The sequence below is a fragment of the Bacillus sp. FSL K6-0994 genome (genome assembly GCF_038630815.1).
In the GTDB taxonomy this organism is placed as follows: domain Bacteria; phylum Bacillota; class Bacilli; order Bacillales; family Bacillaceae; genus Bacillus; species Bacillus safensis.
Genome location: NZ_CP152043.1, coordinates 1,647,472 through 1,671,491, shown reverse-complemented (window position 1 = coordinate 1,671,491; position 24,020 = coordinate 1,647,472). Strand labels below are relative to the sequence as shown.

Sequence of the window (24,020 nt, the reverse complement as noted above, 5' to 3'; positions counted from 1 at the left end):
TACAACGAATGTATAAGATTTTCTTGACAAATTATTGTTTGGGTTCTAAAATTTTATAGTTTAAACATTTTTTATTATATAAAGGAGTCCTAACTATTATGGTTATTTTAAGGAATGTTCAACTTGATGATTTAGATGAGTTATTAGTTATTGAAAATGAGGGTTTTTCCACAGAAGAGGCCGCTACAAAAGAAGCTATAATTGAGAGGATTCGATTAATAAATGATACTTTTATTGTCGCAGAAAAAGAAGGTAATATTGTCGGCTATATTAATGGACCTGTTATTAATCAACCTTATATTACAGATGATCTTTTTGAAGAAATTAAGGAAAATACCTCAAAAGGTGGATACCAAAGCATCTTAGGATTGGTCGTCTCAAAATCAGCTAGAAACCAAAGGATAGCAAAATTATTAGTAGAGAAAATGGAAGAACTAGTTAAAGAAAATAGGAGAGAAGGAATTACTTTAACTTGTAAGAAAGAATTGATTCCCTTTTATGAAAAACTTGGTTTTAAAAATCATGGAAGATCACACTCGCAACACGGTGGATTCACTTGGTACAATCTACTTAAATTAAGAAAAGATATGACTTGAAGTTTTCAATCTACAATACGCTTTATTTCATTATAAAAAAGGAGCTGTATAGGTTCCCTTAAATTTAGAAAGTACTACGGTTAAAATAAAGAGCCTCTCAAAAATGACAGAGGCTCTTTATTATTTTAATTACAGCAATAATTAGACCACCTAAAGCTATAGCGCTAAGATAAAACGCACCATTTAATAAAATCAAACCCACTCTGCTTCGCAGTGTGAGCCTAAATTCATAACTTCAAATTTTCTTGTTCATATTTTGGTCAAAGACCAAAAATATTATTCCGTTATTTTTTGACCAAAATAAAAACCCCTGAAGCCAATGGCTCCAAGGGGTTTTTATTATTAATACTGAGACATATACTGATCGCGTTCCCATGGGTGTACTTGGGTGCGGAACATATCCCATTCGATTTCTTTTGATTCGATGAAGTGCTCGAATAGGTGATCGCCTAGTGCGTTGATCATGACTTCGTTTGATTTCAGCAGCTCGAGTGCTTCTGCAAGTGTTGCAGGAAGGTCAGAGATGCCGTTTTCAAGACGCTCTTCTTTGTCCATGACATAGATGTTTCTGTCGATTGGTGCTGGTGCTTCTAGTTTGTTTTTGATTCCGTCTAGACCTGCTGCAAGTAATACACTTAGTGCAAGGTATGGGTTTGCAGATGGGTCTACGCTGCGCACTTCTACGCGTGTGCTGATGCCGCGTGATGCCGGGATACGGATCAATGGGCTGCGGTTTTGTGCACTCCATGCCACATAGCAAGGTGCTTCATAGCCAGGTACAAGACGCTTGTAAGAGTTAACCGTTGGGTTTGTGACCGCTGTAAAGCTTGTTGCGTGCTTGACGATACCTGCGATAAAGTGTCTAGCCGTCTCGCTTAATTGTAAATCTGCTTTTTCATCAAAGAATGCGTTTTTACCATTTTTGAATAATGATAGGTTACAGTGCATTCCAGATCCGTTTACACCGAACAATGGTTTTGGCATGAATGTCGCATGAAGACCATGCTTTCTCGCAATGGTTTTAACTACAAGTTTAAACGTTTGAATGTCGTCACAAGAACGGATTGCGCCTGCATATTTGAAATCAATTTCGTGCTGCCCTGGTGCTACTTCGTGGTGAGATGCTTCAATTTCAAAGCCCATTTCTTCAAGCTCAAGCACGATGTCGCGTCGGCAGTTTTCGCCTAGATCTGTTGGTGCAAGGTCAAAGTATCCGCCTTTATCGTTTAGTTCAAGCGTTGGCTCGCCTTTTTCATCTAATTTAAATAAGAAGAATTCTGGCTCAGGTCCAAGGTTGAAATCACTAAATCCTAGTTCTTCCATTTCCTTTAAGATACGCTTTAAGTTGTTACGCGGGTCTCCATCAAATGGTGTCCCGTCTGGCTTATAAATGTCACAAATAAAGCGTGCAACTTTACCTTTTTCTGCTGTCCAAGGGAAAATAACAAATGTGTTTAGATCTGGGTATAGATACATATCTGATTCTTCGATACGTACGAATCCTTCAATAGATGAACCGTCAAACATACATTTGTTATCGAGAGCTTTTTCTAACTGGCTCACAGGAATCTCAACATTTTTAATCGTTCCGAGAATGTCTGTAAATTGCAGACGGATGTACTTTACGTTTTCCTCATTTACTAATTTTACGATATCTTCTCTTGTGTACTTTGCCATTTCGTAAAACTCCTCCCCTACAAAAGGTAAAATGTGTATAGCAATGCTTTTGCTAATTGGTTAACGGAAGAACCTTGACATATCCCCCTGCCTAAAGGTCGTTCCTTGTTGGAAACGTCCAGCCTGAATGAGTTCCTTCTTCAGTAGCTTCCTGAGTTCATCATCTGTCAAGTTGTGCTTCGCTGTGGTTTTTTCCTCCGTCTTTGTATCAGACGATGGATTTTCTGCCTCAGCTTTGGCAAAAAGCTTTTTGATTCCTGCCATGTTTACACCTTGTTCGATGAGGTTTTTAATTTCTAGTAATTTATCAACATCATGAAAAGAAAATAATCGGCGGTTTCCATCACTTCTTGCTGGAAATACTAAACCATTTTCCTCATAATAGCGAATTTGTCTTGCAGATAATTCTGTTAGCTGCATGACAATCCCAATTGGGAATAAAGGCATTGAGCGGCGAATGTTATCACTCATCTCAACTGTCTCCTCCTCTTTGCTTAAATTTATTATATGTCATGTTATATTATGTGTCAACAAGATGTTAGGAATATTAACATGGATTTTTTTATTGAGCAGGTACTTCAATAAAACCTTGTTCCAATAAGGCATCGACAGCACTGCAAATCGCATTTTTCACATGGGCATACGTGAGTCCGCCTTGAACATAGGCAGTATAAGGCGGTCTGATCGGACCATCGGCTGATAATTCGATACTGGCCCCTTGTACAAAGGTGCCCGCTGCCATAATGACATCGTCCTCGTAGCCCGGCATATAGCTTGCATGTGGTGTGACGTGACTGTTAATCGGAGATGCATACTGGATTGCCTGACAGAACGCAATCATTTTTTTAGGATCCCCAAATTCGACTGATTGAATCAAATCCGTTCTTTTCGCATTCCACGCTGGGTTTGTTTGGAATCCGAGCTTCTCAAGAAAACGAGCCGTAAATACTGCGCCTTTTAAACTTTGAGCTACAACATGCGGCGCCAAGAAAAAGCCTTGATACATTTCCTGAAGCGCATACAGCGATGCACCCGCTTCACTGCCGATGCCTGGAGAAGTCATTCGATAAGAGCAAGCTTCTACCCATTTTTCTTTTCCAACGATGTAGCCGCCTGTTTTGGCAAGGCCTCCGCCTGGGTTTTTAATGAGTGAACCGGCCATGAGATCAGCTCCGACATGACACGGCTCTTGCAATTCAGTAAATTCACCATAACAGTTATCTACAAACACAATGATTTCTTCATTCATCTCTTTCACAAATGAAATCATTTGCTCAATTTCTTCTATTGTAAAGGATGGTCTTGACGCATAGCCTTTCGAACGCTGAATGCCGATGACTTTTGTTTTAGAGGAAATTGACTCTTTAACTTTCTCATAATCAACGGATCCATCTTGTCGTAAATCAATGGCTTTGTAGTCAATCTGGAAGTCTTTTAATGAGCCTGTCCCTTCTTTCCCGCGAATCCCGACAATTTCTTCTAGCGTATCGTATGGTTTTCCCGTCATATAGATCAATTCATCGCCAGGTCTCAGCACACCAAATAAGGCAATGGAAATTGCGTGTGTACCAGAAATAATTTGCGGACGCACAAGCCCGCTTTCTCCGCCGAAGACATCCGCATAAATCTTTTCTAATGTGTCTCTCCCCATATCATCGTAGCCATATCCAGTCGTCGGATTAAAGTGAGAGTCACTGACTTTGTGCTTTCGATAGCTTTCAAGCACCCGCCACTCATTTTGTTCACTCGTTTGATCAATTTGCTGATGCACGTGTAAAATCTCTTGTTCTGTTTCTGCTGCTGCTTTTTCTAAAATACTGCCGTGTTTTAATGTGTGAAACATCTTGATTTAATTCCTTTCCAACATATACTTCTTGATTTGACCTAAAATGGTCTGATCCTCACCACTATATCCGGTGATGTCATATATCTCTGCTTCTTTTTGAAATTCTAGTGATTCCACAAGCGTTTCTGATTTTAATGCGGAGATGAGCTTGCCTTCATGCGCTGGAATCTTTACATGATATGGCTTTAAAAAGGCTTTTTTCAGCTCGGCCATAATATCCGCTTTTAACCTTTTTACATCTTCTTTGCGCTTAGCACTGATTAAGATGTGGCGATGTTTTGAAGATGGGATGAAATCTGGTCTAATTTGATCTTCTTTGTTATAAACAGTCAGCATCGGAATTCGGTCCGCTTCTAATTCTTCTAAAAGCTCATGAACCGTTCGTTCATGTCCTTCATAATCCTCATTAGAAGAGTCGATGACATGAAGCAAATAATCGGCTTCCTTCACTTCTTCAAGGGTGGAACGAAATGCGGCAATCAGTGTGGTCGGAAGGTCTTGGATAAAGCCAACCGTATCTGAAATCAGCACACTGTAGCCAGATTCTAATGTCATCTTACGTGTCATTGGATCAAGTGTCGCAAACAGCAGGTCCTCTTCATGACTATCCGCTTCTGTTAATTGGTTAAACAAAGTTGATTTTCCGGCATTCGTATACCCGACAATGGCAATTTGGAACACACCATTTTTCTTTCGGCGCTCCCGGTATCTTGTTCGGTGTTCTTTGACTGCAGATAACTGCCCGTTAATTTCATGAATGCGGTTTCGAATATGGCGTCTGTCTGTTTCAAGTTTTGTTTCACCTGGACCTCTTGCGCCAATTCCGCCCCCTTGTCTTGAGAGGCTGATCCCTTGTCCACTTAGTCTCGGCAAGGCATACTGAAGCTGGGCAAGCTCTATTTGCAGCTTCCCCTCTCTTGTACGGGCTCTTTTTGCAAAGATATCTAAAATCAATTGCGTACGATCAATAATTTTCACATCTAAAGCAGTCGCCAAAGCTTTTAGCTGGCTTGGAGAAAGCTCGTCATTAAAAATAACGACATCACATTCGAGTTCCTCGCAAAGCACTTCAAGTTCTTCTACTTTCCCTTTACCGATATACGTTGCACTGTCTTGTCTATTTCTCTTCTGCGTCATCACGCTGACAGCTTCACCGCCAGCCGTTTTGGTTAAGGAAGCTAATTCTTCCATTGAGTATTGAAAGCGTTCATCCGTTACATGCGGCAATTGGCAGCCGACAAGGATCGCTTTTTCAGTCATTTCATGTTCATTCAACGTTAGTTGTTTCCTTTCTGTACTTAAGTTTTCAGTAGTACCATCATACCAAACACATCACACGTATACCACTATTCGGATGGTTTATTTTAGTGACTCTTTATAAAAAGGATACGCCATTTCAAGAAGGCGTATCCTCTTTCATTTGAAGATCGTGACTTTTAATGGTCAGCAGATCTTTTTTATCATAATGATCCACAAGAAGCAGTCTCATCGCCTGGGTTCGTATGGCTTTTTCAATGGTGTTTCGCACAAACCGGCCGTTGCTGAATTTTGCCGGGCTTGTGGTACTTTTAATGTGCATTAAATAATCCCGCAGCTTCCATTCGGCTTCTTGTGTAAATACATATTCTCTGTCTGCCATCATTCGTTTTGCAATATCCATGAGCTGATCGACTGTATAATCAGGAAAGCTGATGTTGATTGGAAATCTTGATTGCAGGCCGGGGTTTAAAGAAAGAAAATGATCCATTTCCTTGGAGTAGCCAGCAAGAATGAGAATGAATTCGTGCTGTTTGTCCTCCATATGTTTTACAAGGGTATCAATCGCCTCTTTTCCAAAATCCTTTTCTCCTCCGCGCGCAAGAGAATAGGCTTCGTCAATGAACAAAATACCACCTAGTGATTTTTTAATTAAATCCCTTGTTTTTTGCGCTGTATGACCAATATACTCTCCAACAAGATCACCGCGTTCTGCTTCAATTAAGTGACCCTTTGAGAGCACATTCATTTCAAAGAAAAGCTTCCCGACAAGTCTTGCAACTGTGGTTTTTCCTGTGCCAGGATTTCCTTTGAACATCATATGAAGCGCTTGTTTTCCTACCTTTAACCCTTGTTCCTGCCGTTTTTGATTAACAAAAATCCAAGCATAAATCTCTTTTATGTTTCGTTTCATTTCATCCATACCGACAAGGCTGTTCATTTCACGCTCTATTTCCCGTAAGATGCTGTGTTTTGCCTCATTTTTCTGCAAGGCTTCCAGGTATTCTGCCTCTGAGTCTGCATCAACCAATACTTGCTTTTGTCCGTTAAGTATAATATTGATTTGGCCGTTGTTTTTATATGTGACAGCTCGCTCCAACGTATTCACCTCTCGCTCTTCTCTCTTTATTCTATTCGGGTGGAGCTGTAATCGTGACAATCGCCCGCTTAAGCCCAAGTTTGCTGTCAAAATGACCCGAGACACCGAATATTGTAGGGATTTCTGCGGTTTCCCAGGAAATGATGTGCTATTTCCATTGTATTCATCCCGTTTGGGCGGACAAACCAACAATTTGCTTTTTCTTAGAAAAATGTAGCTTTTTGATCACAAATGATGCAGAAAAGAGTCTCAATGATTTCCGCATTTTGTACAGGCAATTCTTCTATTCTCTCATAAAATAAAGACGAGGTGATGAATAGATGGTGAAAATTTTTATTGATCCTGGCCACGGAGGAACAGATTCTGGAGCTAGTGCTAATGGACTTTTGGAGAAAAATATAACACTTCAAATCGCGCTTTTATTGAGAGACATGTTGATTAGTGAATATGATGGGGTTTCCGTCCGCTTAAGTCGTTCAACTGACCAATCCGTCACTTTGTCCCAGCGTACGAATGCGGCAAACAGCTGGGGGGCAGACTATTTCGTGTCTATTCATATTAATGCTGGCGGGGGCACAGGGTTTGAAAGCTATGTGTATCCTGGCGTTTCAGCACCGACCACCACGTATCGCAATGCCCTTCATGATGAAATTGTCCGCTCGGTTGATTTTGCGAACCGCGGCAAGAAAACTGCGAACTTCCACGTTCTTCGAGAAACTTCTATGCCCGCTATTTTAACAGAGAATGGTTTCATTGATACGGCAGCTGATGCTAATAAGCTCCGCAACGCAACCTTCCTTCAAGGCATCGCTCGCGCTCATGCGACTGGTCTAGAAGAAGCCTTTCAATTGAAAAAAAAAGCAAGTAATCTTTATAAAGTGCAGGCAGGAGCTTTCAAAGTGAAAGCCAATGCAGATGAATTAGCAGCAACACTTAAATCCAAAGGCTTTGACGCGTTTGTTGTATTAGACGGCGGCATGTTCCGAGTACAGGCCGGGGCTTTCCGTACAAAACAAAATGCAGATGATCTCGTCGCAAGATTGAAGCAGGCCGGTCACGACGCATTCGTTTTCCAATAAGCTGAAGCTGTTGTAACGAAACAAACCGGCTCAAGTCTTCTGCTGAGCCGGTTTGTTGTGTATTCATTTACGCTAGGATGTTGACAACAAATTGAGACCATGTTTCAAGACGGTCGAAGTATTCAGGCCTTTTCAAATCGGCTGCTTTCATCCATTTTCCTGAGATTTGATCTGTTTCTTTTACTTCCACATGAGCACCCGGAGATAGCTCAAGCGCTGATAACAGTCCGATGTGCACACGGCCGACACTGTTGTCATCGTCATTGATTAATCCAAGGGTTTTCATTTCAAGTTTGTCTTCTTCTTGAATAGAAAGTTCTTCGTCCAGCTCACGATCTGTATTTTCTTTTAGAATCTCAGCAAAGTTTTTTCCTTCGATGAAATTCATATGCCCCCCAAAGCCAAGAGATAACTTATGATGTAAGCGAGTCTCTCCCCCGCCTTGAAGTCTTTCGTATACATACACTTCGTCCTCACGCTTAATCACAACATAAGGAATCGGCTGCTTGAAGTCAGGATTTTCTTCTGCATCGCCTCTTCGCATTTGCTCGAAGTGCTCTTCGATTTCTTTCATTATTGTGCTGATTGTTTTCTCTTCACTGTTCACACCATTAAACGCAAGTGTTTCGTTTTGGAACACGCGTGCGCGTGGTGCAACTAAAATGATTTCGTCCATTTTTCCCATGTTCGGTAACCTCCAGTATGTAACACATTGTTAGAAATGGCAAAAAGCCAAAACGAGTGATGCGTTTTGACTTTTACGCTTTCCTTATGATTCATCTCCAAAGAAGAAGTCGTCATCTTTTAACGGCTCAACTGTTGCTTTTTTGTAGCCGTTCCCTTTCATTGAGAAGAAGTCATGCGACTTTGTTTTTGTATTGAGTCCATTCAATACAATAGGGTTGATCTCTTCTTCTTCAAAGTAAGGGGCAAATCCAAGGTTCATTAACGCTTTATTGGCATTGTAACGAATAAACTTTTTCACATCATGCGATAAATTAACTTGGTCATAAATATCTTCTGTGTAATGAAGTTCATTTTCATAAAGCTCGTTTAAAAGGTCAATAGAGAAATCATACAGCTCTTTTTGCACGTCGGGTGTTTGTTTGTTGTAAATTTCTTGTGCTAATAATCCAACATACACACCATGAATCGCTTCATCACGCAAAATTAAGTTGATGATTTCACCACTTTGCATGAGCTTTCCTTGTCCATAGAAATAAAGCGGGTAGTAAAAACCACTATAAAATAGGAAGCTTTCTAAATAAACAGAAGCAACCATTGCTTTAAAGAGAGAAATAGGATCGTCCTTTTGAATCGAACGGTATAAACTGACAATCATATCTGCTTTCTTTTGCAGGAATTTATTCTTCTTGACCCATTCAAACACTTCACTGATCGTTTCAGTTGGTGCAAGTGTCATGAAGATATTGGAGTATGATTTCGCATGCACCGCATTTTCCATCATTGCCATAAAGTTGAGTACAGCTTTACGCTGATGGCCGTCCACATGTTCAGCAACAATCGGCATCCCTGTATTTCCTTGTTCTGTATCAAGTAAAGTCAGTCCGGCAAGTACCTTCATGTACGTATCTCGCTCTTTTTCACCTAAATATTTCCATGTTAAGAGATCTCCGTTTAAGGAAATCTCTTCTGGAAGCCAGAACTGCTTCACATTTTGGTTGTAAAACATTTGTGTAAAATCGTCTTCGTGTTTTGACCAGTTGGCTGCATCATAAATTTTTGTCACGTTAAACTCTCCTTTAATCAAACAACACAAGAAAGACAGCCTTCCTGCCCTGTATCCTTCGTTCTTGCATAATAAAGTGTCTTAATGCCTTTATGGTGTGCATAAAGATCGATGCGGTTTAAATCACGCGTTGTCATCGTATCTTTTAAGAATAGTGTAAAGCTGATTCCTTGATCGACGTGCTGCTGAATTGTTGCGATCATATCGACCACTTTAAACATGTCCATATCGTACGCTTCTTTATAGAAGAACCAGTTTTGTGCTGAAAGACCTGGCATTGGGTAATAGGTTTTGCTGTTGCCGTATGTTCTTTCTTCGATACGTTCCATAATTGGCATCACAGAGGCTGTTGCCGATTGAACATAAGAAATGGAACCTGTTGGTGCAATACATAAACGATAGCTGTGATACATGCCATGTTCCGCTACAAATTCTTTAAGTGCTGCCCAGTCTTCTTTTGTTGGAATGTGCATGCCTTCAAATAGCGCTGCTGCTTTTTCTGTTTTTGGTGTGAAATCATTCTCCACGTATTTATTGAAGTACTCACCAGTTGCATAGCCAGAGCCTTCATAACGATGGAATGTTTCTCCTTTTTCTTTCGCAAGCTCACTTGAGCGTTTAATTGAATAATAGTTCACCATCATAAAGAATGTATTTGCGAAATCTCTTGCTTCTTCACTTTCATAGGCAATTTGGTTTTGAGCTAAATACCCGTGAAGGTTCATCGCACCAAGTCCGATTGACTTCATCGCTTTGTTCGCTTTTCGAACAGCTGGTGCATTGCGAATGTCTGTTGTTTCAGACACAAGCGTTAGTGAGTCTGTTGCAAGCTTAACCGTTTTTTCAATCGATTTGTTTTTCATGACATTCATGATATTTAACGAACCAAGGTTACAAGAAATATCAAGACCGATTTCATCTTCTTGATCATAGTCCGTGTAAGAAGAAACCTCTGAAGCCTGAAGCACTTCTGAGCAAAGGTTTGAGAATTTCACTCGTGAAATATGGTTCAAGGCATGCTCTCTGTTTACATTATCTTGGAACATGATATATGGATAGCCTGATTCTGAGCGTAGAACAGCCAATTTTTCAAGAAGCTTCCTCGGATTGACTTTTTCTTTTTTGACTTTCGGGTTTTCTACAAGCTCGTCATACATTTCTTCCATGTCCATCTCATCAAGATGCTGTCCATATTCTTTATAGACTGTATGCGGATAGAAGGTATAAGCTGTTTTATCTTCTCTAGCAAGCTCGATAAATTTATCCGGGATGACGACTCCGATGGACAGAGTTTTCACGCGAACATCTTCATCGGCAGAGATTTTTTTCGTATCTAAGAAATCATTGATATCTCTGTGGAAAATATTCAGGTAAGCACTGCCTGATCCTTGTCTTTGCCCCATTTGATCTGCATATCTGAATGCATTATCAAGAAGCTTCATCACGCCGACGACACCTTTTGTCGCGTTTTCGACATCTTTGATTGCTTCGCCTTTTGCACGAAGTTTTGACAGGTTCAAACTGACGCCGCCGCCTAGTTTTGACAGCTGCATGGAAATATCAATCGCTCTTGAAATATCGTTTAGTGAGTCATTTACTTCAAGCAAGAAGCAGCTCACAAGTTCACCGCGTCTTTTACGTCCAGCGTTCAAGAAGGTTGGTGTACTTGGCTGGTACTCTTGATTGATCATCAGTTCTACAAACTCAAGTGCTTTTTCTTTATCCCCACCTGCAAAGAAAAGTGCTACAACTGAAATGCGGTCTTCATAGCGTTCAAGGATTTTCTTTTTATCATTTGTTTTCAGTGCATAGTCATTGTAAAACTTAAACGCACTCATAAATGATGGGAATCTAAATTTTTTGGCATATGCAGCTTCAAAGACTTCTTTAATATCTGCCATGCTGTATTGTCTTAAAAATTCTTCCTCATAGTAGTCGTTTTCTATTAAGTAATCAATCTTCTCTTCTAGATTGTGAAAAAAGACCGTGTTTTGATTAATGTAATCTACGAAATAACTATGTACAGCTTCTTTGTCCTTATCGAACTGAAACTTTCCTTCTTTTTGAATCATAATCTCGTTATTTAATTGTATCCACTTTGGAACCTGATTTTGTGACAATTCTTTCTACCTCCTGTGTAAACAATTCAACATCCCTTTTTGTTCCGCTTAGTTCAAAGGTGTGCAAAATAGGAACTTGATATTGTTTAGAAATCGTATCGGCGCTTTTTGCAAAATTATCTCCCCACACTTTGTTGCCACTCACCGCAACACCTAGTAAAAGGTGAGCATTTTTCTCTAAAAAGGACTGAGTGGTACTAGGGACTTGTCCAAATCCTGTCGTAAAGGTGACGAGAATAAACGGCGTATCCAAAAACTCTTCTCCAGTCAATTTTCGTTTGTCTGTAAAAGGGGTCTTGTCCAAAAAGCGTTGAACATTTCCTGTTTTTGAATCAAATACGATTTGAATCAATTCCATCACGACCTAGTTTTTAGTATTGTTGATCATTTCGCTATTCACTATATATAGTATACTATGTTTTTTCAAAACACAACATATAGATGTTCGAAACGAAAAAAATCAACCAACCCGGCCGAACCTTCATAGCCGAACTCGTACGTTCAAATAAATAGAGCAGAACAGGATCTAAAAATAGACTGCTCTACTCCCTATTCAACTGAAACCGAAATCTATCATAACACGAAAAAAAATCGCTTAGTAGACTAGACTTTTTGTTTTATTTTTTGTAGGCATCGCACTGTAAATCTTCTGACACTTCTGTAATTTCCACTTCAACACCTAATTCTTTTAGCACCGCTTCAAGCGCAGAAACGATTGAAGCTTCTCTCACTAATTCTTTCCCATTTACAGAAACACTCGTTCCATATTCGAAACAGGAATCGTCTTCACAAGTTTGTTCCCAATGATTAATTTTAATTTTATGTGTCATGAACTCATCCTTTTCTGTCTAGATGTCTGATGCATGATTATAGTGTAGCGGCTTCACATTCATTTGTAAATTTACGTGCTTACTCTTCTTCATTAAGGTCATCATCATATTCTTCGTCGTCCCATTCATCTATGTATTTCGTTGTAACGAGAGTCAGCTCTCCTTCTTTTTCATCAAACCGGTACACATGTACTTGATCATCTTTCACAACAGCAAAATGATTATTTTTTAGTGCAGCAGATGATGGTAAAACGCCATCTGCATTTTCATGAGAATGGTTATTCCAACTTTCTTGTCTCGTTTCAATGTTTGAGATAGCGCACGATCCAAACAAGACAACAATTCCAATCAAAAGGAGGATCACTCTAATCCTTCTTAATTCAAGCTCTGCATTTTCCATATGAATCCCCTCACCCTTCTAATATCCAATAAGGAATTATACGGAAAATTGGCAGAAAAGTTTCATTGCATACAAAATAGCCCCTCTGCACTGACAAAAAACGTAGCGGGTTCCGGCCGGTTTATTCGCAGAGGCATGGGGCTATTTTAAATACAACATATCCTATTCTAATTCTAGATTTACATTCTTTTGAGGTGCAAATGTAGAAATGGCGTGTTTATAAATAAGCTGCTGCTTCCCTTCTGTTTCAAGCAGCACCGTGAAATTGTCAAACCCTTTCACTTGACCGCGAAGCTGAAAGCCATTCAGCAAGAATACTGTGACAAATGTATTGTCTTTGCGGATCTGATTCAAAAACTGCTCCTGAATATTAATCGGTTTCATGTTTCGTCCTCCTTGATTCTGATAACTACAGTTTCGCTTTAAGTCCAAGCTTTCCTGCTATATATGCGAAAATTTCCTCTTTTTTGTCTGAAAAGTGGCAAGGCGGTGTCATATCAAACCAAGTGACCGCCATTTTATTACGGAACCACGTGAACTGACGCTTCGCATATCTACGGGAATTTTGCTTTAATTGCTGGATGGCTTCATCAAGTGAGCAGTCACCTTGAAAATAGGCATACAGCTCTTTATAACCAATGGCTTGAACAGACTGACAATCCTTCAAGCCAGATTGATAAAGTGCTCTCACTTCTTCAATTAAGCCCTCATCTATCATCATATCAATTCTTTGATGAATGCGCTCGTACAAAACCTCTCGATCCATTTTCAGCCCAATGAAGGCTGTATCATAAAGAGGAACTTCTTGATGCCCGTTTTGCATCTCCGACATTTTCTGACCTGTTGTATGAATCACTTCCAGCGCCCGGATCACGCGGCGGACGTTATTTGGATGAATAGCGTTTGCCGCATCAGGATCTACTGCCTTTAGCTTTTCGTGCAGCAAAAGCGCGCCGTGCTGCTGTTCAAAGAGCGTCATTTCTTCTCTAAAAGCAGGATCACTTTTCTCATCCGTAAATGTGTAATCATATAAAACAGATTGGATATAGAGGCCTGTTCCGCCGACAATCATTGGCGTTTTCCCTCTAGCGGCAATCTCTTTGATCTTCGAACGAACCAGCTGCTGAAATTCAGCTGTCGAAAAAGATTCGTCCGGCTGTTTAATATCAATTAAATGGTGCGGGATGCCATTCATTTCTTCGGGGGTGATTTTAGCTGTTCCGATATCCATCCCTTTATAAATCTGCATCGAATCCCCGCTGATAATCTCTCCATTAAATGCTTTGGCTATATCAATGCTCAATTTGGTTTTGCCGACAGCTGTCGGCCCTACTAACACGATTACTGGCTGCTTCGCTTTATTCATAACATCACTCACTTTTACAAAACTGCCTACAGTATAGCATAACTTTTCTTACTCTCCTATATCCTGCCCATCACCAGCCAAGCGGTTCATTTCCAACCACTTCATATGTTTTTCCTTTTAAACGATGCTTATGGGTTGGCCGCTTCTCATCTGGACTATAGACGACACCTCCATATGGGATGGGTACAGAATCGAGATAGGCTGAATAGGTGACTTCCTCGATCTCGTGATAATGTGTTCCATCCACTCTCGGAATTGCAGGCCCTGTGACCCCGTAGTACCTGTGGAAATGCCCTCTTTCAAAGGAAGTGATTCCGCGATAAAAATGAGTATGCCGGTCGGTATTGCTTCCATTCACAGGCTGAGAAATACCTTCTATTAAATGATAATGCCCCTCTGTTACATCCGTACGTGCTTTATATGCATGAGCATGCGGCGGACACTTTGCCCAATCAGATGGATACAGGCCCATTTCTAACATTCCTCCTTATATTAGGCGTTCATCCAAACATATGTAGGCAACTGGAATACACTGATGTCAGTTACAGTGATTTTATGAGAAAGGAGCCTTTTATTATGAATTATTTTGACGCACCTCCGTTTATTCAAGAAGACATGAGAAGACCTTTTGGATTTGGGTTTGGCCGACCTGGTTTTGGATTTGGGAGACCCGGTTTTGGATTTGGCCGCCCAGGCTTTGGCTTTGGAAGACCTGGATTCTTTGGACCTCCATTTTTAGGTGGTTTTGCTGGCGGTCTGCTTGCTGGATCTTTGCTTGCTCCAGGATTTGGATATCCTTATCCGCCATTCCCGCCATATGGACCATACCCTTGGTATTAAATATGACGTTTAAGTGAAAACATCCGTTCATAAAATGAATCGATTGACACACTCTTTTTTCATGGGTTAACATTTACTTTACCGACTGTTCAGTAAAGTAGGTGTTTTTTTTATGTCTAAAACCAAAAAAGAGCAAATTTTTGACGCGGCTGCCAGCACAATTCTAAAAGAAGGAGTCAGCCAGCTCACCCTTCAGCAGGTGGCAGAGCATGCAAATATGACCAAAGCTGGTCTGCTTTATCATTTTTCAAGCAAGGAAGAGCTCATCCAAAAAATGAATGAGCATGCGATTCTTTGTTTTCGTCAGCAGCTCGAGACGTATCAAGAAACATACAAACACGAAAAAGCGCCTTATGTACGCGCATATATATTGGCCACATTACATGATTTAGATATGCAGCATACGACCCAGCTATGTACAAGTATGCTGGCTACGATGTCATTTGATGATGCGCTGCTGCAACCTTGGCGTGATTTTTATGCGGAGTTCAAAGAAAAAGCAGCTGAGGAAATAAGCGATCCTACACTGAGTCAGCTGATCCGCCTTGCATGTGATGGGATATGGTTTTCAGAAATGTTTCAGCTTGAACCGCTGAAAAGAGAGGAAAAAACCCTTTTACTTCATCGGATTTTACACCTATTAGAGGAGGGATGATCATGATCCTCGGATATCTTTTTTTGGCTGTTGCCATTTTTTCAGAAGCCATTGGCGCCGTGATGTTAAAATTATCAAATGGCTTTACGCGCTGGAAGCCTAGCGCTGCCGTTGTGGCTGGCTATACACTTGCTTTTTATATGCTGTCATTGACGCTGAACATCATTCCACTTAGCATGTCTTATGCAACATGGTCTGGGGTTGGTACGGTCCTCACGGCTATTTTTGGCGTGCTCTTTTTCAAAGAAACCTTGAACCAAAAAGCAGTCATTGGGATGGCGATGCTTGTCTCAGGGGTCGTACTATTGAATATGTCATAAAGGATGTGAGAGATCATGAAAGGAATGCTCTACTTAACAGGAGCCATTTTAACGGAGGTTTTTGGCAGTACAATGCTGAAGCTTTCACAAGGCTTTACGCAGCTGCTGCCGAGTATTGGGGTACTGATCGGATTTGGCTGCGCCTTTACTTTCCTCAGTTTGGCACTAAAAACCATTGAGCTTTCGTCTGCCTATGCAACCTGGTCTGGCGTTGGAACAGCCCTTACCGCTCTTGTAGGACTTGTGCTGTTTAACGAAACCATCAGCACGAAAGGCTTCATCGGCCTTGCACTTGTCATCTGCGGCGTGATTGTCTTAAATCAGTCCAAGAAGCAACAGAACGAAACCAAAGCACAACTCGATCAAACCGAATGGACGTCATAAAAAAAGTCATTTTCTCCATATTTCAAGAGAAAATGACTTTTTTGTTTTTAACGGCCGACTTGAATGGTTTCTTCTAAAGAAATGTTCACATTCCCCTGAACAGCTCTTGAGATCATACATGAGCTTTCGGCTTTATGTGCAAGCTTACGAGCAAGCTCAATTTCATGTGCAGAAGCGGACTCTTTAAGGGTGATGACAGGTCGATGAATGATTTCCTCATAAGTAAACACACCATTTGTCACATCTACGACGGCTTCAGAGCTCATCGATAGATCCTCTTTCTCTAATTGACTCCGCTCCATCATGGCTGCAAGTGTAATGATATAACACGTAGCCGCTGCACCTAAGAGCATCTCATCTGGATTGGTTCCAACACCAGGACCGTCCATTTCCTTTGGAATCGAAATCTTTGTTTTTAATTGTTCACATGCGATTGTACCCACATCGTTACGCAGACCGGGCCAGCTTGCCTGAAGATGAAAATGATGACGCGCCATATCCGTCTCTCCTTTTGTTATCACTGTTCATAGTGTAACAAGAATTCCCCTGCTTGTCTTAGCATGTGCACAGCCATTATGTATATTCTTCATCCAGCACTGTCCGAATCGCCCTGACATAACGATAGAATGTCTCGTTTTTTGTACTTGACCGCCTCCGAAAATCGAAACTGTCAAATAAAGCTTCACGCTGACTTCTACTAATCTCAAGCTGCACACTCTGCCCTGTTTTTGTAAGATTATTAATATTATGATTGCTTGTCCCGCTCAGGGTTGCGTGTGCGACAGCCAGTTCAGCAGAAAACCCGTTCCGCTCTAATGAGTTGACAATTTTCTCTGCACGATCGTAATCTGTTCCGCCGACGAGAGTATGGTCAATTCCTTCCTCGCCTTTGTATCCATGCACTGCTAAAATGTAATCATGTGCTTTTGCCTGCGCGACGCCGATTGGCTCATCAAAGTTTGTACTTGTAATATGAAGTTCTGATGCATTCTCTCTTAGACCTTCAAATAAATACGTCGAAAAATCGTTGTCAAAAAAATGGACGATCTCGCTCACGCCGCCTTCGATCCTCCCGCCATGAGGTGACATCACAAGAAGGCGGCTGCCGGGCACTGGGTTGGCTGTAATGTTATAGCTGCTCGTTGATTCGTTTTCTTCAAGTTCTTTAAAATTTCGATAAATATCATTTGAACCGCTTTCGTCTTCCCCACCTGATGACACTGGCTCATCATGTTCCTGTGCTTGCATGGTATAATAAACGCCCCATCCGATCGCAAGCAGGAGAAGCAAAGCAAAAAACTTCTTCATTCCCGTTCTCCTTTAACAGATTTCTAAGCCGTTTCTATGATTTATATTGAATCATCATTTCTTATCATTTTTTCCACATTTTCTCTTCACGTTTGATCATAACACTCTAGATCATGAGATTCCTCAAAAATAAGATAATTGCATTTATATACACAGAAACGCCTCTCCTCTTTGAAAACAGAGTTAGAATAGTATGACAAACAAATGACGTTATGTTTAATATGACCTAGTCCTATCCAGTCTGTTTTCTTTAATTCGGCTTTTTTTGATAAGGATTTGATGTTTTCCATCTGTCACGCATCACATTTATATGAGCATTGACCCTGTCCACAGCCCTCCTTTTTCTGCAAAATCCTTTGTTTCACTGGTTCTCTCAGAAGAACTCTCCCACCTATCATCGGCAGATTCTATATGATTTCCACCTTTTTCTATTATTTTACAAAATGTAAGCGCTTTTCTTTTTTGAAAGACATAAGCAAGCCGCCAATATAAAGAAAAGGAGGGACAAGAATCCGAACCAAGCAGTTCTCATTCTCATAACGTAAGAGTGTACGAGAATGGATAGCTGGAATGGAGGACATCACATGTTTGGATTTTCTATGGTGCAAATGGTCAGAACACATGCTAGTAAACTAGATCAGCCTTTAAGAGAGACCGTTCTTCACCTTTATAAACCTTTTAAATGGACGCCATGCTTTCTTCATCGTTTTTTCGAAGGCAGGCTGAAGAAGAAAAAGAAGCTTCGTGTGATCATTGAATTTAAGGAAGGTGCAGCCGAAGCAGGGATTCAAAGCACAAAACAGCTCATGAAAAAAAGCAGAAAAACAAATATAAAACGGCATTTTTCACATATCGATTGCTGTGCTGCTGATTTAACGCCTGCTGCTTTAGAGGAGCTATTAGCAAATGGGGAGCATATTCGTAAAATTTATTTAGACCGGAAAGTTCATGCGCTGCTGGATGTAGCCACACAAGCAAGTCATGCTGAAGAAGTCATCCGAAACGGGACAACTTTAACCGGAGAAGGAATTACGGTCGCTGTCATTGACACAGGAATTTATCCGCATGAAGATTTAGATGGAAGAATTCGAGATTTTGTGGATTTCGTCAAACAAAAAACAAAGCCTTATGATGATAATGGCCACGGTACTCACTGCGCGGGAGATGTCGCGGGAGATGGAGCCGCTTCAGATGGCTTATACAAAGGACCTGCCCCAAAAGCAAATCTGATTGGCGTGAAAGTGTTAAATAAACAAGGATCTGGATCACTTTCTACTATTATAGAAGGTGTTGAATGGTGCATACAGTTCAACGAAGACCACCCTGATGATCCGATTCATATTATCAGTATGTCGCTAGGCGGAGCTGCGCAGCGTTATGATGACGAACAGGACGATCCAATGGTGCGTGCTGTCAATGCGGCTTGGGATCAAGGCATTGTTGTATGCGTCGCCGCAGGAAACTCTGGTCCTAACAGCCAGACAATTGCAAGCCCTGCTGTCAGCCAAAAAGTCATTACGGTCGGAGCCTACGATGACAGGAATACACCAGAATCAAGTGACGATGTCGTGGCACCGTTTTCCAGCAGAGGGCCAACTGTTTATGGGGAAGCAAAGCCTGATATCCTCGCACCAGGCGTAAACATCGTTTCTCTCAGATCACCAAGATCCTTTCTGGATAAACTCGATAAATCAAGCAGAGTCGATGAGGATTATACAACGTTATCTGGCACATCGATGGCAACACCGATTTGTGCTGGTATTTGCGCTCTACTGTTAGAGCATTCACCAGATTTAACGCCAGATGAAGTCAAAACCCTGTTAAAAGAAAATACTGGCAAGTGGTCTGGGGATGACCCGATGATTTATGGAGGAGGTGCAATTGACGCAGAAAAAGCAATCAAAGAATAAAGAAAAAAGCCCTTTACGTTTATGCGTAAAGGGTGTTGTTTGTCTCATTTTTAAGTGTGAAGTCTTTCATCTACTTGAGCAGCTGACATGTTATGCTTCGTTCTCATACATCTCATCTCCTTTTTGAATGTGCGTACGCGCTTCGATCACAATCTCAAAAAAAGTGGAGGATTCCTTGTACATGTCGCGTTCCTTATAATAATTAGCCGCATCAAGTGCTAATTCCTCTAAATCAGCAAACATTTTTTTATTTCTCAGACCAAAAAGGGCCGACCTCAATTGCTCACAGCCGTCTTTCTCTATATAGAGCGCCTGCAAAAATTGGAATTTCAACTGATAAATTTCATCTTCCAATACACAAGCCTCTTTCATTCCTGTAGATATGGCCTCGCCCGCACGCTGAATATCTCCGAGTTTAAAACAAGTAAGGGCAAGTGAAAACAATGATTTGATCATCGTGGATGCTTGATCTTTCTGATAAAGTGAGATGGCTTGTTCAAAAAAGACAGTCGCTGTATGGTACGTTCCCATACTATAATGGCAAGTGCCTAAGTTATTAAGAGCCATTGCTTTAAAGTAAGATGTGCATTCTTTTTGTTCCATCGCTTCACAGACCTTTAACGCTTTTTCTAAATAAGGAAGCGCTTTTTGATACTGATTAACATCAATCCAATTACCTGCCATGACAAAATCACATTGAATGCTTCTTTTTCCATAAAGCTGATGTTTCTTGTAGATGTCTCTTGCCTTTTTAGCGTAGTGCATGGAGAAATAGGTTTGTTTCATATGATAGTATACTTCTGCGATTTTATAGTAAAATTCTGCTTTTTCAATCTCATCTGTCACTAAAATCAGTTGATGTTCAGCATGCTTGTAATATGAAATGGCCTCGATATAGCGGCGCTGGATAAACGCATACATTCCATGAAAAAAATGAAAATAATAGCCGAGTAAGCCTGTCATCTCATCTTCTGCATTGTCAATTTCTTTAGGAAAGGACACTGCTTGAAGCGTTTCACTCCCTGCATGGACTGGCGCTAAGTGCTGAAGCATCATTTGATGGCGAAAATCCATTAGAGAATAGTATAGGAGTAAATCTTGATCCTCTTCCATATCATGAATTTCTTCTTCAACAAGGCGCTTCATGCCGTTTGCCTGTTCAACTTCAAATTTGCAAATATGCGTGTACCATTGATTGATCTTTACACCTACTTCGGAAGATGGTATTTTGTGTGCCATCCACTTCAGCCCCATTCTATCATATCAAACTGATAACTATTATTTTACATAATTTATGTTTTTAAGGCAAATTGTAAGTTATTACATATTTTATGTTCAAATCGCATATTCCTATCTTTTTTACCAAGTTTAAATAGAGTACTTTTGCCCATCAAAATTGTTTTACGAAGAAGGGTCGAATTCTCTGAGCACTTCTTTTAACGCATTAATATAGCGTCTGAATGCTTTTTTCTTTCCCTTTCTCGTATCAAAATTGTCAAAAAAAGCTTCTCTTTGCGCTGTACTAATTTCGAGCTGAACGCTTTCACCACTCGCATTTCGATTATTTATATTTTTGGGATCTGTACCAGAAAGCCGTTCGCCTTTTTGTACCATTTCTGCGGAAAATCCCCGATCTTTTAGTTCTCGTACAACTGCTCTTTGCATTTTTTCATTTGTGCCGCCAACGAGCGTGTGTCTTTTATCACTTTTATAGCCGTGGATGGAAATTGAAAAAGGATACGTTTTAATCATTTGAACCAAAATGGGTTCATCAAAATTGGTACTCGTGATATGCAGGTCCCGGTTATTGTCTTGTTTTGTACCTTCAAACAAATACGTAGAGTAGCTTTCTTGAAAGGCTTCTACAATTTCACTTGTTCCTGGTTCAATGTCACCTCCATGAGGAGAAAATACGAGTAAATCACTTCCGCCCTTTTCGTGAAATTCTATCTCATAACCGTCTCTTTCATATCGCATGAGCTGTTTAAAGTTTTCATATTGATCGCCTTGTTTTCGCTCTTTTTGATACTTTTCTACCTCTTGATGATGCTGCTTTTGCTCTTTTTTTTCTTGAACAGAATGGCTGCATTTCACCATTAAAAGAGTACACAGAATAAGAAAGATGAATCCACATATTAGTAACCTTTTCATTTCACCGCTCCTTTTTTCTCTTAGGTGTCATCTTACCGCAATATTTTACTATCAATGGCTTAGAAAATTCAAAGGTTGTCCGGCTCATTTGAATGAATCAGGAGAAGTTACCTGTTTTTAATGTTATCTAGGTATTTCAGAGGTCTTTAAATTTTTGTTGTGAACGTAAAAACTAAATCGTATGACCTCATTTCAATTTTAGTTAAAACCACCTACAAAAATGGCAATATTACTCTTTTCTTCAAACAAAAAAGCTGTAAACAAAAGGAGTGCCCCCTTCAGTTTACAGCTAGTCTCTGTATATCATCATTACATTCTTAATTCATTCTCTAAAGCTGTCATCACTTCATCTTGCGTCAGTCCCTGTGCAAGTGAAATCTCACTCACTAACATACCTCTTGCATCTTCAAGCATCTTCTTTTCACTTGAATTTAATGCTTTCTTCTGATTTCGTCTCATTAGATCTTTGACAACGTCTGCACCATCTTCGATCGCACCTGTTTTTAGCTTTTTCAGATTTTCATCATATCTTTGCTTCCAAGTAAGCGTGTCGTCGTTTGTTTCTTCTGCAAAATTGTTCATCACAACTTTCAGCGTTGCTTGATCTGCTACCGGACGTATACCTAGTTGATTGATTCTGCCTTTTGGGACCATCATCTGCATATTCGGCATTTGAATCAGGAAATATTCCTGCGTCTTACCTAAAATCTCTTTTTCTTCCATTCCTTCAATCACACCGGCTCCATGCATTGGATAAACAATTTTATCACCTATTTGAAACAAATCCGCCACCTCCGAAAGTATTCACAATATCATTATAACACATTTCATCAGAGGATAAAAATTTATATTTTATCATGTTAATTTAGCACTAGTCAATTCTTTTTATTTGAGTTTTTTCAGAAAAAGGCCTTTTTTTATAAAAGAAGCAAGAGCATCCAGTCCTCATGACTCTTTCTTGCATATACTAGCATTGAGTCACATTTAGGAGGGATGACAATGTGCAAATGCAAGTGCAAACATTCCCACTCACACTGCCATAAAAAGCATGACGATCATTGCCATGAGGATCCATGTAAAGAAAAAAAGTTTTGTCATAAAAAAGATAAATGGTTTGAGAGCGATTTTTGGGATACCTCTCGAAGCTACGATCCCTGTTATTTTCCTAAAAGTGTCTGCAGCAGATGTAAAAAGCGTCGCAGAAGAAGACACAGCTACACAATTTAAGGCTTGACGCTTTACCTGCTTTTCCTTTTCCCGGCTGAAAGGCCGGTTTTTTCTTTTATATGGATAGGCTCATGAAGCAGATCTGTCTCATAGGATATGGCAACCTGACATAAAGGATGAGATATACATGAACGATATGAACAGCCAAATGAATCATTATCACCAAGAAAATCCCTATCACACATTTGAAAATGTGTATACAGCCAATCATGAGCATATGGTCGCGCCAAACATGCATGATCATATGAATATGCCAAACCATTATCATAGCGGCAAAAAAGATGTGTATAACGCGCACCATCCACATCATCATTCAGTTTATTCACCGTTTCCAAATCAGCATGATACCTTTTCAAAGCATGTTCCAATGAAGGACCATCATCATCTAGGCCATTATGGTGGATACGGGATGATGCCACATCATCCATATGGTTATCAAGATATGCATATGATGATGCCAACAAACCAGCAAATGCCAGGCCATTATTATGGAATGAATCAACCAAATGCGCTATTTCCTCGCTATTACTAAAGAATGACAAAATAAGGGTATAATATCCCATTTAATACCATATGGTAATATGGTAACATTATAGGTAAATAATGGGTGTAATCATCTATTATTTACCTATATTCAACAAGGGGGAAGGAAAAAATGAAAAAAACGTGGACGATTCTTATGATGGGGATGCTCACATTGGTTATGGCACTGTCAGTACCGCTTTCTGCATCTGCTGAGGAAGCCGGCAAAGCAACAACCAATGCAAAACCAGCTGCACTTTACGCAAAAATTACAGGAGCAAGTAAGCAGGAATGGTCTTTTTCTGACATTGAGCTGACGTACAGCCCAAATTCTGTTCTAAGTCTTGGTGCGGTTGAGTTCACTCTGCCAAAGGGTTTCCAAGCAACAACTAAAGACATTATGAACGGTAAAGCATTAAAAGACAGCTACATTTTGAACAACGGACAAACCGTTCGTATCCCGCTCAGATTGGATTTACTTGGAATTTCCAAATATACATTAAAGCTTTCACATAAAGTACTTCCTGCTGCAGGTACATATACGTTCCGTGCAGAAAATCGAGCCATCAGCATCGGTTCCACATTTTATGCAGAAGATACGATTGATATTAATACACGACCAGTTGTGGTCACACCGCCAGATCCTTGCGGATGCTAAATAAAAAAGCGCTCTGATTAGAGCG

At 40.3% G+C, this 24,020-nt stretch carries 28 protein-coding genes; 9 read left to right on the top strand and 19 right to left on the bottom strand.

The annotated features are described in order from the left end of the window. The first annotated feature begins 98 nt into the window (after positions 1–98). On the top strand, positions 99–596 hold the full coding sequence (locus MHB69_RS08485) for a GNAT family N-acetyltransferase (protein ID WP_041117472.1): 498 nt from the start codon (positions 99–101) through the stop codon (positions 594–596). A gap of 342 nt (positions 597–938) precedes the next feature. Here the strand turns inward: MHB69_RS08485 and glnA are convergent, their stop codons facing one another. From glnA to spoVK, 5 genes are all read right to left on the bottom strand, one after another. Beyond that, complete coding sequence (gene glnA / locus MHB69_RS08480) at positions 939–2,273, bottom strand: type I glutamate--ammonia ligase (RefSeq protein ID WP_024427046.1); 1,335 nt, start codon at positions 2,271–2,273, stop codon at positions 939–941. A gap of 60 nt (positions 2,274–2,333) precedes the next feature. Next, a complete protein-coding gene (locus tag MHB69_RS08475; RefSeq protein WP_267586338.1) occupies positions 2,334–2,744 on the bottom strand; it encodes a MerR family transcriptional regulator in 411 nt (136 codons plus the stop codon). Between the two features lie 91 nt (positions 2,745–2,835). Further along, the gene (locus tag MHB69_RS08470) at positions 2,836–4,116 is read right to left on the bottom strand and encodes an aminotransferase class I/II-fold pyridoxal phosphate-dependent enzyme (protein WP_342496165.1); all 1,281 of its coding nucleotides are present in this window, start codon (positions 4,114–4,116) and stop codon (positions 2,836–2,838) included. Positions 4,117–4,122: 6 nt separating this feature from the next. Beyond that, positions 4,123–5,394 carry a GTPase HflX gene (gene hflX / locus MHB69_RS08465; protein ID WP_342489990.1) on the bottom strand — a complete coding sequence of 424 codons (1,272 nt, stop codon included), beginning with the start codon at positions 5,392–5,394 and terminating at the stop codon, positions 4,123–4,125. A gap of 121 nt (positions 5,395–5,515) precedes the next feature. After that, positions 5,516–6,475 carry a stage V sporulation protein K gene (gene spoVK, locus MHB69_RS08460; protein WP_024424083.1) on the bottom strand — a complete coding sequence of 320 codons (960 nt, stop codon included), beginning with the start codon at positions 6,473–6,475 and terminating at the stop codon, positions 5,516–5,518. A 320-nt stretch (positions 6,476–6,795) separates the two neighbouring features. Between spoVK and MHB69_RS08455 the strand changes: the two genes are divergently transcribed. Further along, the gene (locus tag MHB69_RS08455; RefSeq protein ID WP_176967420.1) at positions 6,796–7,554 is read left to right on the top strand and encodes an N-acetylmuramoyl-L-alanine amidase; all 759 of its coding nucleotides are present in this window, start codon (positions 6,796–6,798) and stop codon (positions 7,552–7,554) included. Between the two features lie 67 nt (positions 7,555–7,621). Here the strand turns inward: MHB69_RS08455 and MHB69_RS08450 are convergent, their stop codons facing one another. From MHB69_RS08450 to MHB69_RS08410, 9 genes are all read right to left on the bottom strand, one after another. Beyond that, the gene (locus MHB69_RS08450) at positions 7,622–8,239 is read right to left on the bottom strand and encodes a hypothetical protein (protein ID WP_342496164.1); all 618 of its coding nucleotides are present in this window, start codon (positions 8,237–8,239) and stop codon (positions 7,622–7,624) included. Between the two features lie 84 nt (positions 8,240–8,323). Next, a complete protein-coding gene (nrdF, locus tag MHB69_RS08445; protein ID WP_024424085.1) occupies positions 8,324–9,304 on the bottom strand; it encodes a class 1b ribonucleoside-diphosphate reductase subunit beta in 981 nt (326 codons plus the stop codon). A 17-nt stretch (positions 9,305–9,321) separates the two neighbouring features. Then, positions 9,322–11,424, bottom strand: coding sequence for a class 1b ribonucleoside-diphosphate reductase subunit alpha (gene nrdE, locus MHB69_RS08440; protein ID WP_024424086.1), 2,103 nt, complete (start codon positions 11,422–11,424; stop codon positions 9,322–9,324). Then, the gene (gene nrdI, locus MHB69_RS08435) at positions 11,384–11,776 is read right to left on the bottom strand and encodes a class Ib ribonucleoside-diphosphate reductase assembly flavoprotein NrdI (RefSeq protein ID WP_008360380.1); all 393 of its coding nucleotides are present in this window, start codon (positions 11,774–11,776) and stop codon (positions 11,384–11,386) included. The genes nrdE and nrdI overlap by 41 nt, the downstream gene beginning before the upstream one ends. A gap of 265 nt (positions 11,777–12,041) precedes the next feature. Continuing rightward, on the bottom strand, positions 12,042–12,254 hold the full coding sequence (locus MHB69_RS08430; protein ID WP_003212415.1) for a hypothetical protein: 213 nt from the start codon (positions 12,252–12,254) through the stop codon (positions 12,042–12,044). Positions 12,255–12,333: 79 nt separating this feature from the next. After that, entirely contained in the window at positions 12,334–12,654 is a 321-nt protein-coding gene (locus tag MHB69_RS08425; protein WP_046311054.1) for a YmzC family protein, read from the bottom strand. Positions 12,655–12,816: 162 nt separating this feature from the next. Beyond that, complete coding sequence (gene hfq, locus MHB69_RS08420; protein ID WP_024424088.1) at positions 12,817–13,038, bottom strand: RNA chaperone Hfq; 222 nt, start codon at positions 13,036–13,038, stop codon at positions 12,817–12,819. Positions 13,039–13,063: 25 nt separating this feature from the next. Beyond that, on the bottom strand, positions 13,064–14,020 hold the full coding sequence (miaA, locus tag MHB69_RS08415; protein WP_034281931.1) for a tRNA (adenosine(37)-N6)-dimethylallyltransferase MiaA: 957 nt from the start codon (positions 14,018–14,020) through the stop codon (positions 13,064–13,066). Positions 14,021–14,090: 70 nt separating this feature from the next. Continuing rightward, positions 14,091–14,492 carry a YmaF family protein gene (locus MHB69_RS08410; RefSeq protein ID WP_034281930.1) on the bottom strand — a complete coding sequence of 134 codons (402 nt, stop codon included), beginning with the start codon at positions 14,490–14,492 and terminating at the stop codon, positions 14,091–14,093. 104 nt (positions 14,493–14,596) lie between these two features. On the opposite strand from MHB69_RS08410, the gene MHB69_RS08405 reads away from it, so the two are divergent. The 4 genes from MHB69_RS08405 to MHB69_RS08390 all read left to right on the top strand — a co-directional run bounded on the left by MHB69_RS08405 (position 14,597) and on the right by MHB69_RS08390 (position 16,219). Next, positions 14,597–14,860: a hypothetical protein gene (locus MHB69_RS08405; protein WP_025093279.1), complete on the top strand. Its 264-nt coding sequence runs from the start codon at positions 14,597–14,599 to the stop codon at positions 14,858–14,860. Positions 14,861–14,972: 112 nt separating this feature from the next. Continuing rightward, entirely contained in the window at positions 14,973–15,515 is a 543-nt protein-coding gene (locus MHB69_RS08400) for a TetR/AcrR family transcriptional regulator (protein WP_046311052.1), read from the top strand. Positions 15,516–15,517: 2 nt separating this feature from the next. Next, positions 15,518–15,835, top strand: coding sequence for a multidrug efflux SMR transporter (locus tag MHB69_RS08395; RefSeq protein WP_041117460.1), 318 nt, complete (start codon positions 15,518–15,520; stop codon positions 15,833–15,835). 15 nt (positions 15,836–15,850) lie between these two features. Beyond that, positions 15,851–16,219 (top strand): multidrug efflux SMR transporter, encoded by a 369-nt coding sequence (locus MHB69_RS08390; RefSeq protein WP_034281925.1) that lies wholly within the window; start codon positions 15,851–15,853, stop codon positions 16,217–16,219. Positions 16,220–16,266: 47 nt separating this feature from the next. Here MHB69_RS08390 and MHB69_RS08385 read toward each other — a convergent pair whose 3' ends face one another. Both MHB69_RS08385 and MHB69_RS08380 read right to left on the bottom strand, forming a co-directional pair. Then, positions 16,267–16,716 (bottom strand): OsmC family protein, encoded by a 450-nt coding sequence (locus MHB69_RS08385; RefSeq protein ID WP_034281924.1) that lies wholly within the window; start codon positions 16,714–16,716, stop codon positions 16,267–16,269. A 76-nt stretch (positions 16,717–16,792) separates the two neighbouring features. Next, entirely contained in the window at positions 16,793–17,527 is a 735-nt protein-coding gene (locus tag MHB69_RS08380; RefSeq protein ID WP_024427035.1) for a poly-gamma-glutamate hydrolase family protein, read from the bottom strand. A 584-nt stretch (positions 17,528–18,111) separates the two neighbouring features. On the opposite strand from MHB69_RS08380, the gene MHB69_RS08375 reads away from it, so the two are divergent. Next, a complete protein-coding gene (locus tag MHB69_RS08375; RefSeq protein WP_342496163.1) occupies positions 18,112–19,437 on the top strand; it encodes a S8 family peptidase in 1,326 nt (441 codons plus the stop codon). A gap of 90 nt (positions 19,438–19,527) precedes the next feature. Here the strand turns inward: MHB69_RS08375 and MHB69_RS08370 are convergent, their stop codons facing one another. From MHB69_RS08370 to MHB69_RS08360, 3 genes are all read right to left on the bottom strand, one after another. After that, positions 19,528–20,676 carry a Rap family tetratricopeptide repeat protein gene (locus tag MHB69_RS08370; protein ID WP_342496162.1) on the bottom strand — a complete coding sequence of 383 codons (1,149 nt, stop codon included), beginning with the start codon at positions 20,674–20,676 and terminating at the stop codon, positions 19,528–19,530. A gap of 162 nt (positions 20,677–20,838) precedes the next feature. After that, positions 20,839–21,588 (bottom strand): poly-gamma-glutamate hydrolase family protein, encoded by a 750-nt coding sequence (locus MHB69_RS08365; protein ID WP_034281917.1) that lies wholly within the window; start codon positions 21,586–21,588, stop codon positions 20,839–20,841. 309 nt (positions 21,589–21,897) lie between these two features. Then, entirely contained in the window at positions 21,898–22,371 is a 474-nt protein-coding gene (locus MHB69_RS08360; protein WP_024424099.1) for a CarD family transcriptional regulator, read from the bottom strand. A gap of 571 nt (positions 22,372–22,942) precedes the next feature. Between MHB69_RS08360 and MHB69_RS08355 the strand changes: the two genes are divergently transcribed. Together MHB69_RS08355 and bslA are read left to right on the top strand one after the other, a co-directional pair. Beyond that, positions 22,943–23,347, top strand: coding sequence for a hypothetical protein (locus tag MHB69_RS08355; protein WP_034281914.1), 405 nt, complete (start codon positions 22,943–22,945; stop codon positions 23,345–23,347). 123 nt (positions 23,348–23,470) lie between these two features. Beyond that, entirely contained in the window at positions 23,471–23,995 is a 525-nt protein-coding gene (gene bslA / locus MHB69_RS08350; protein ID WP_024424102.1) for a biofilm surface layer hydrophobin BslA, read from the top strand. Positions 23,996–24,020 lie beyond the last annotated feature (25 nt).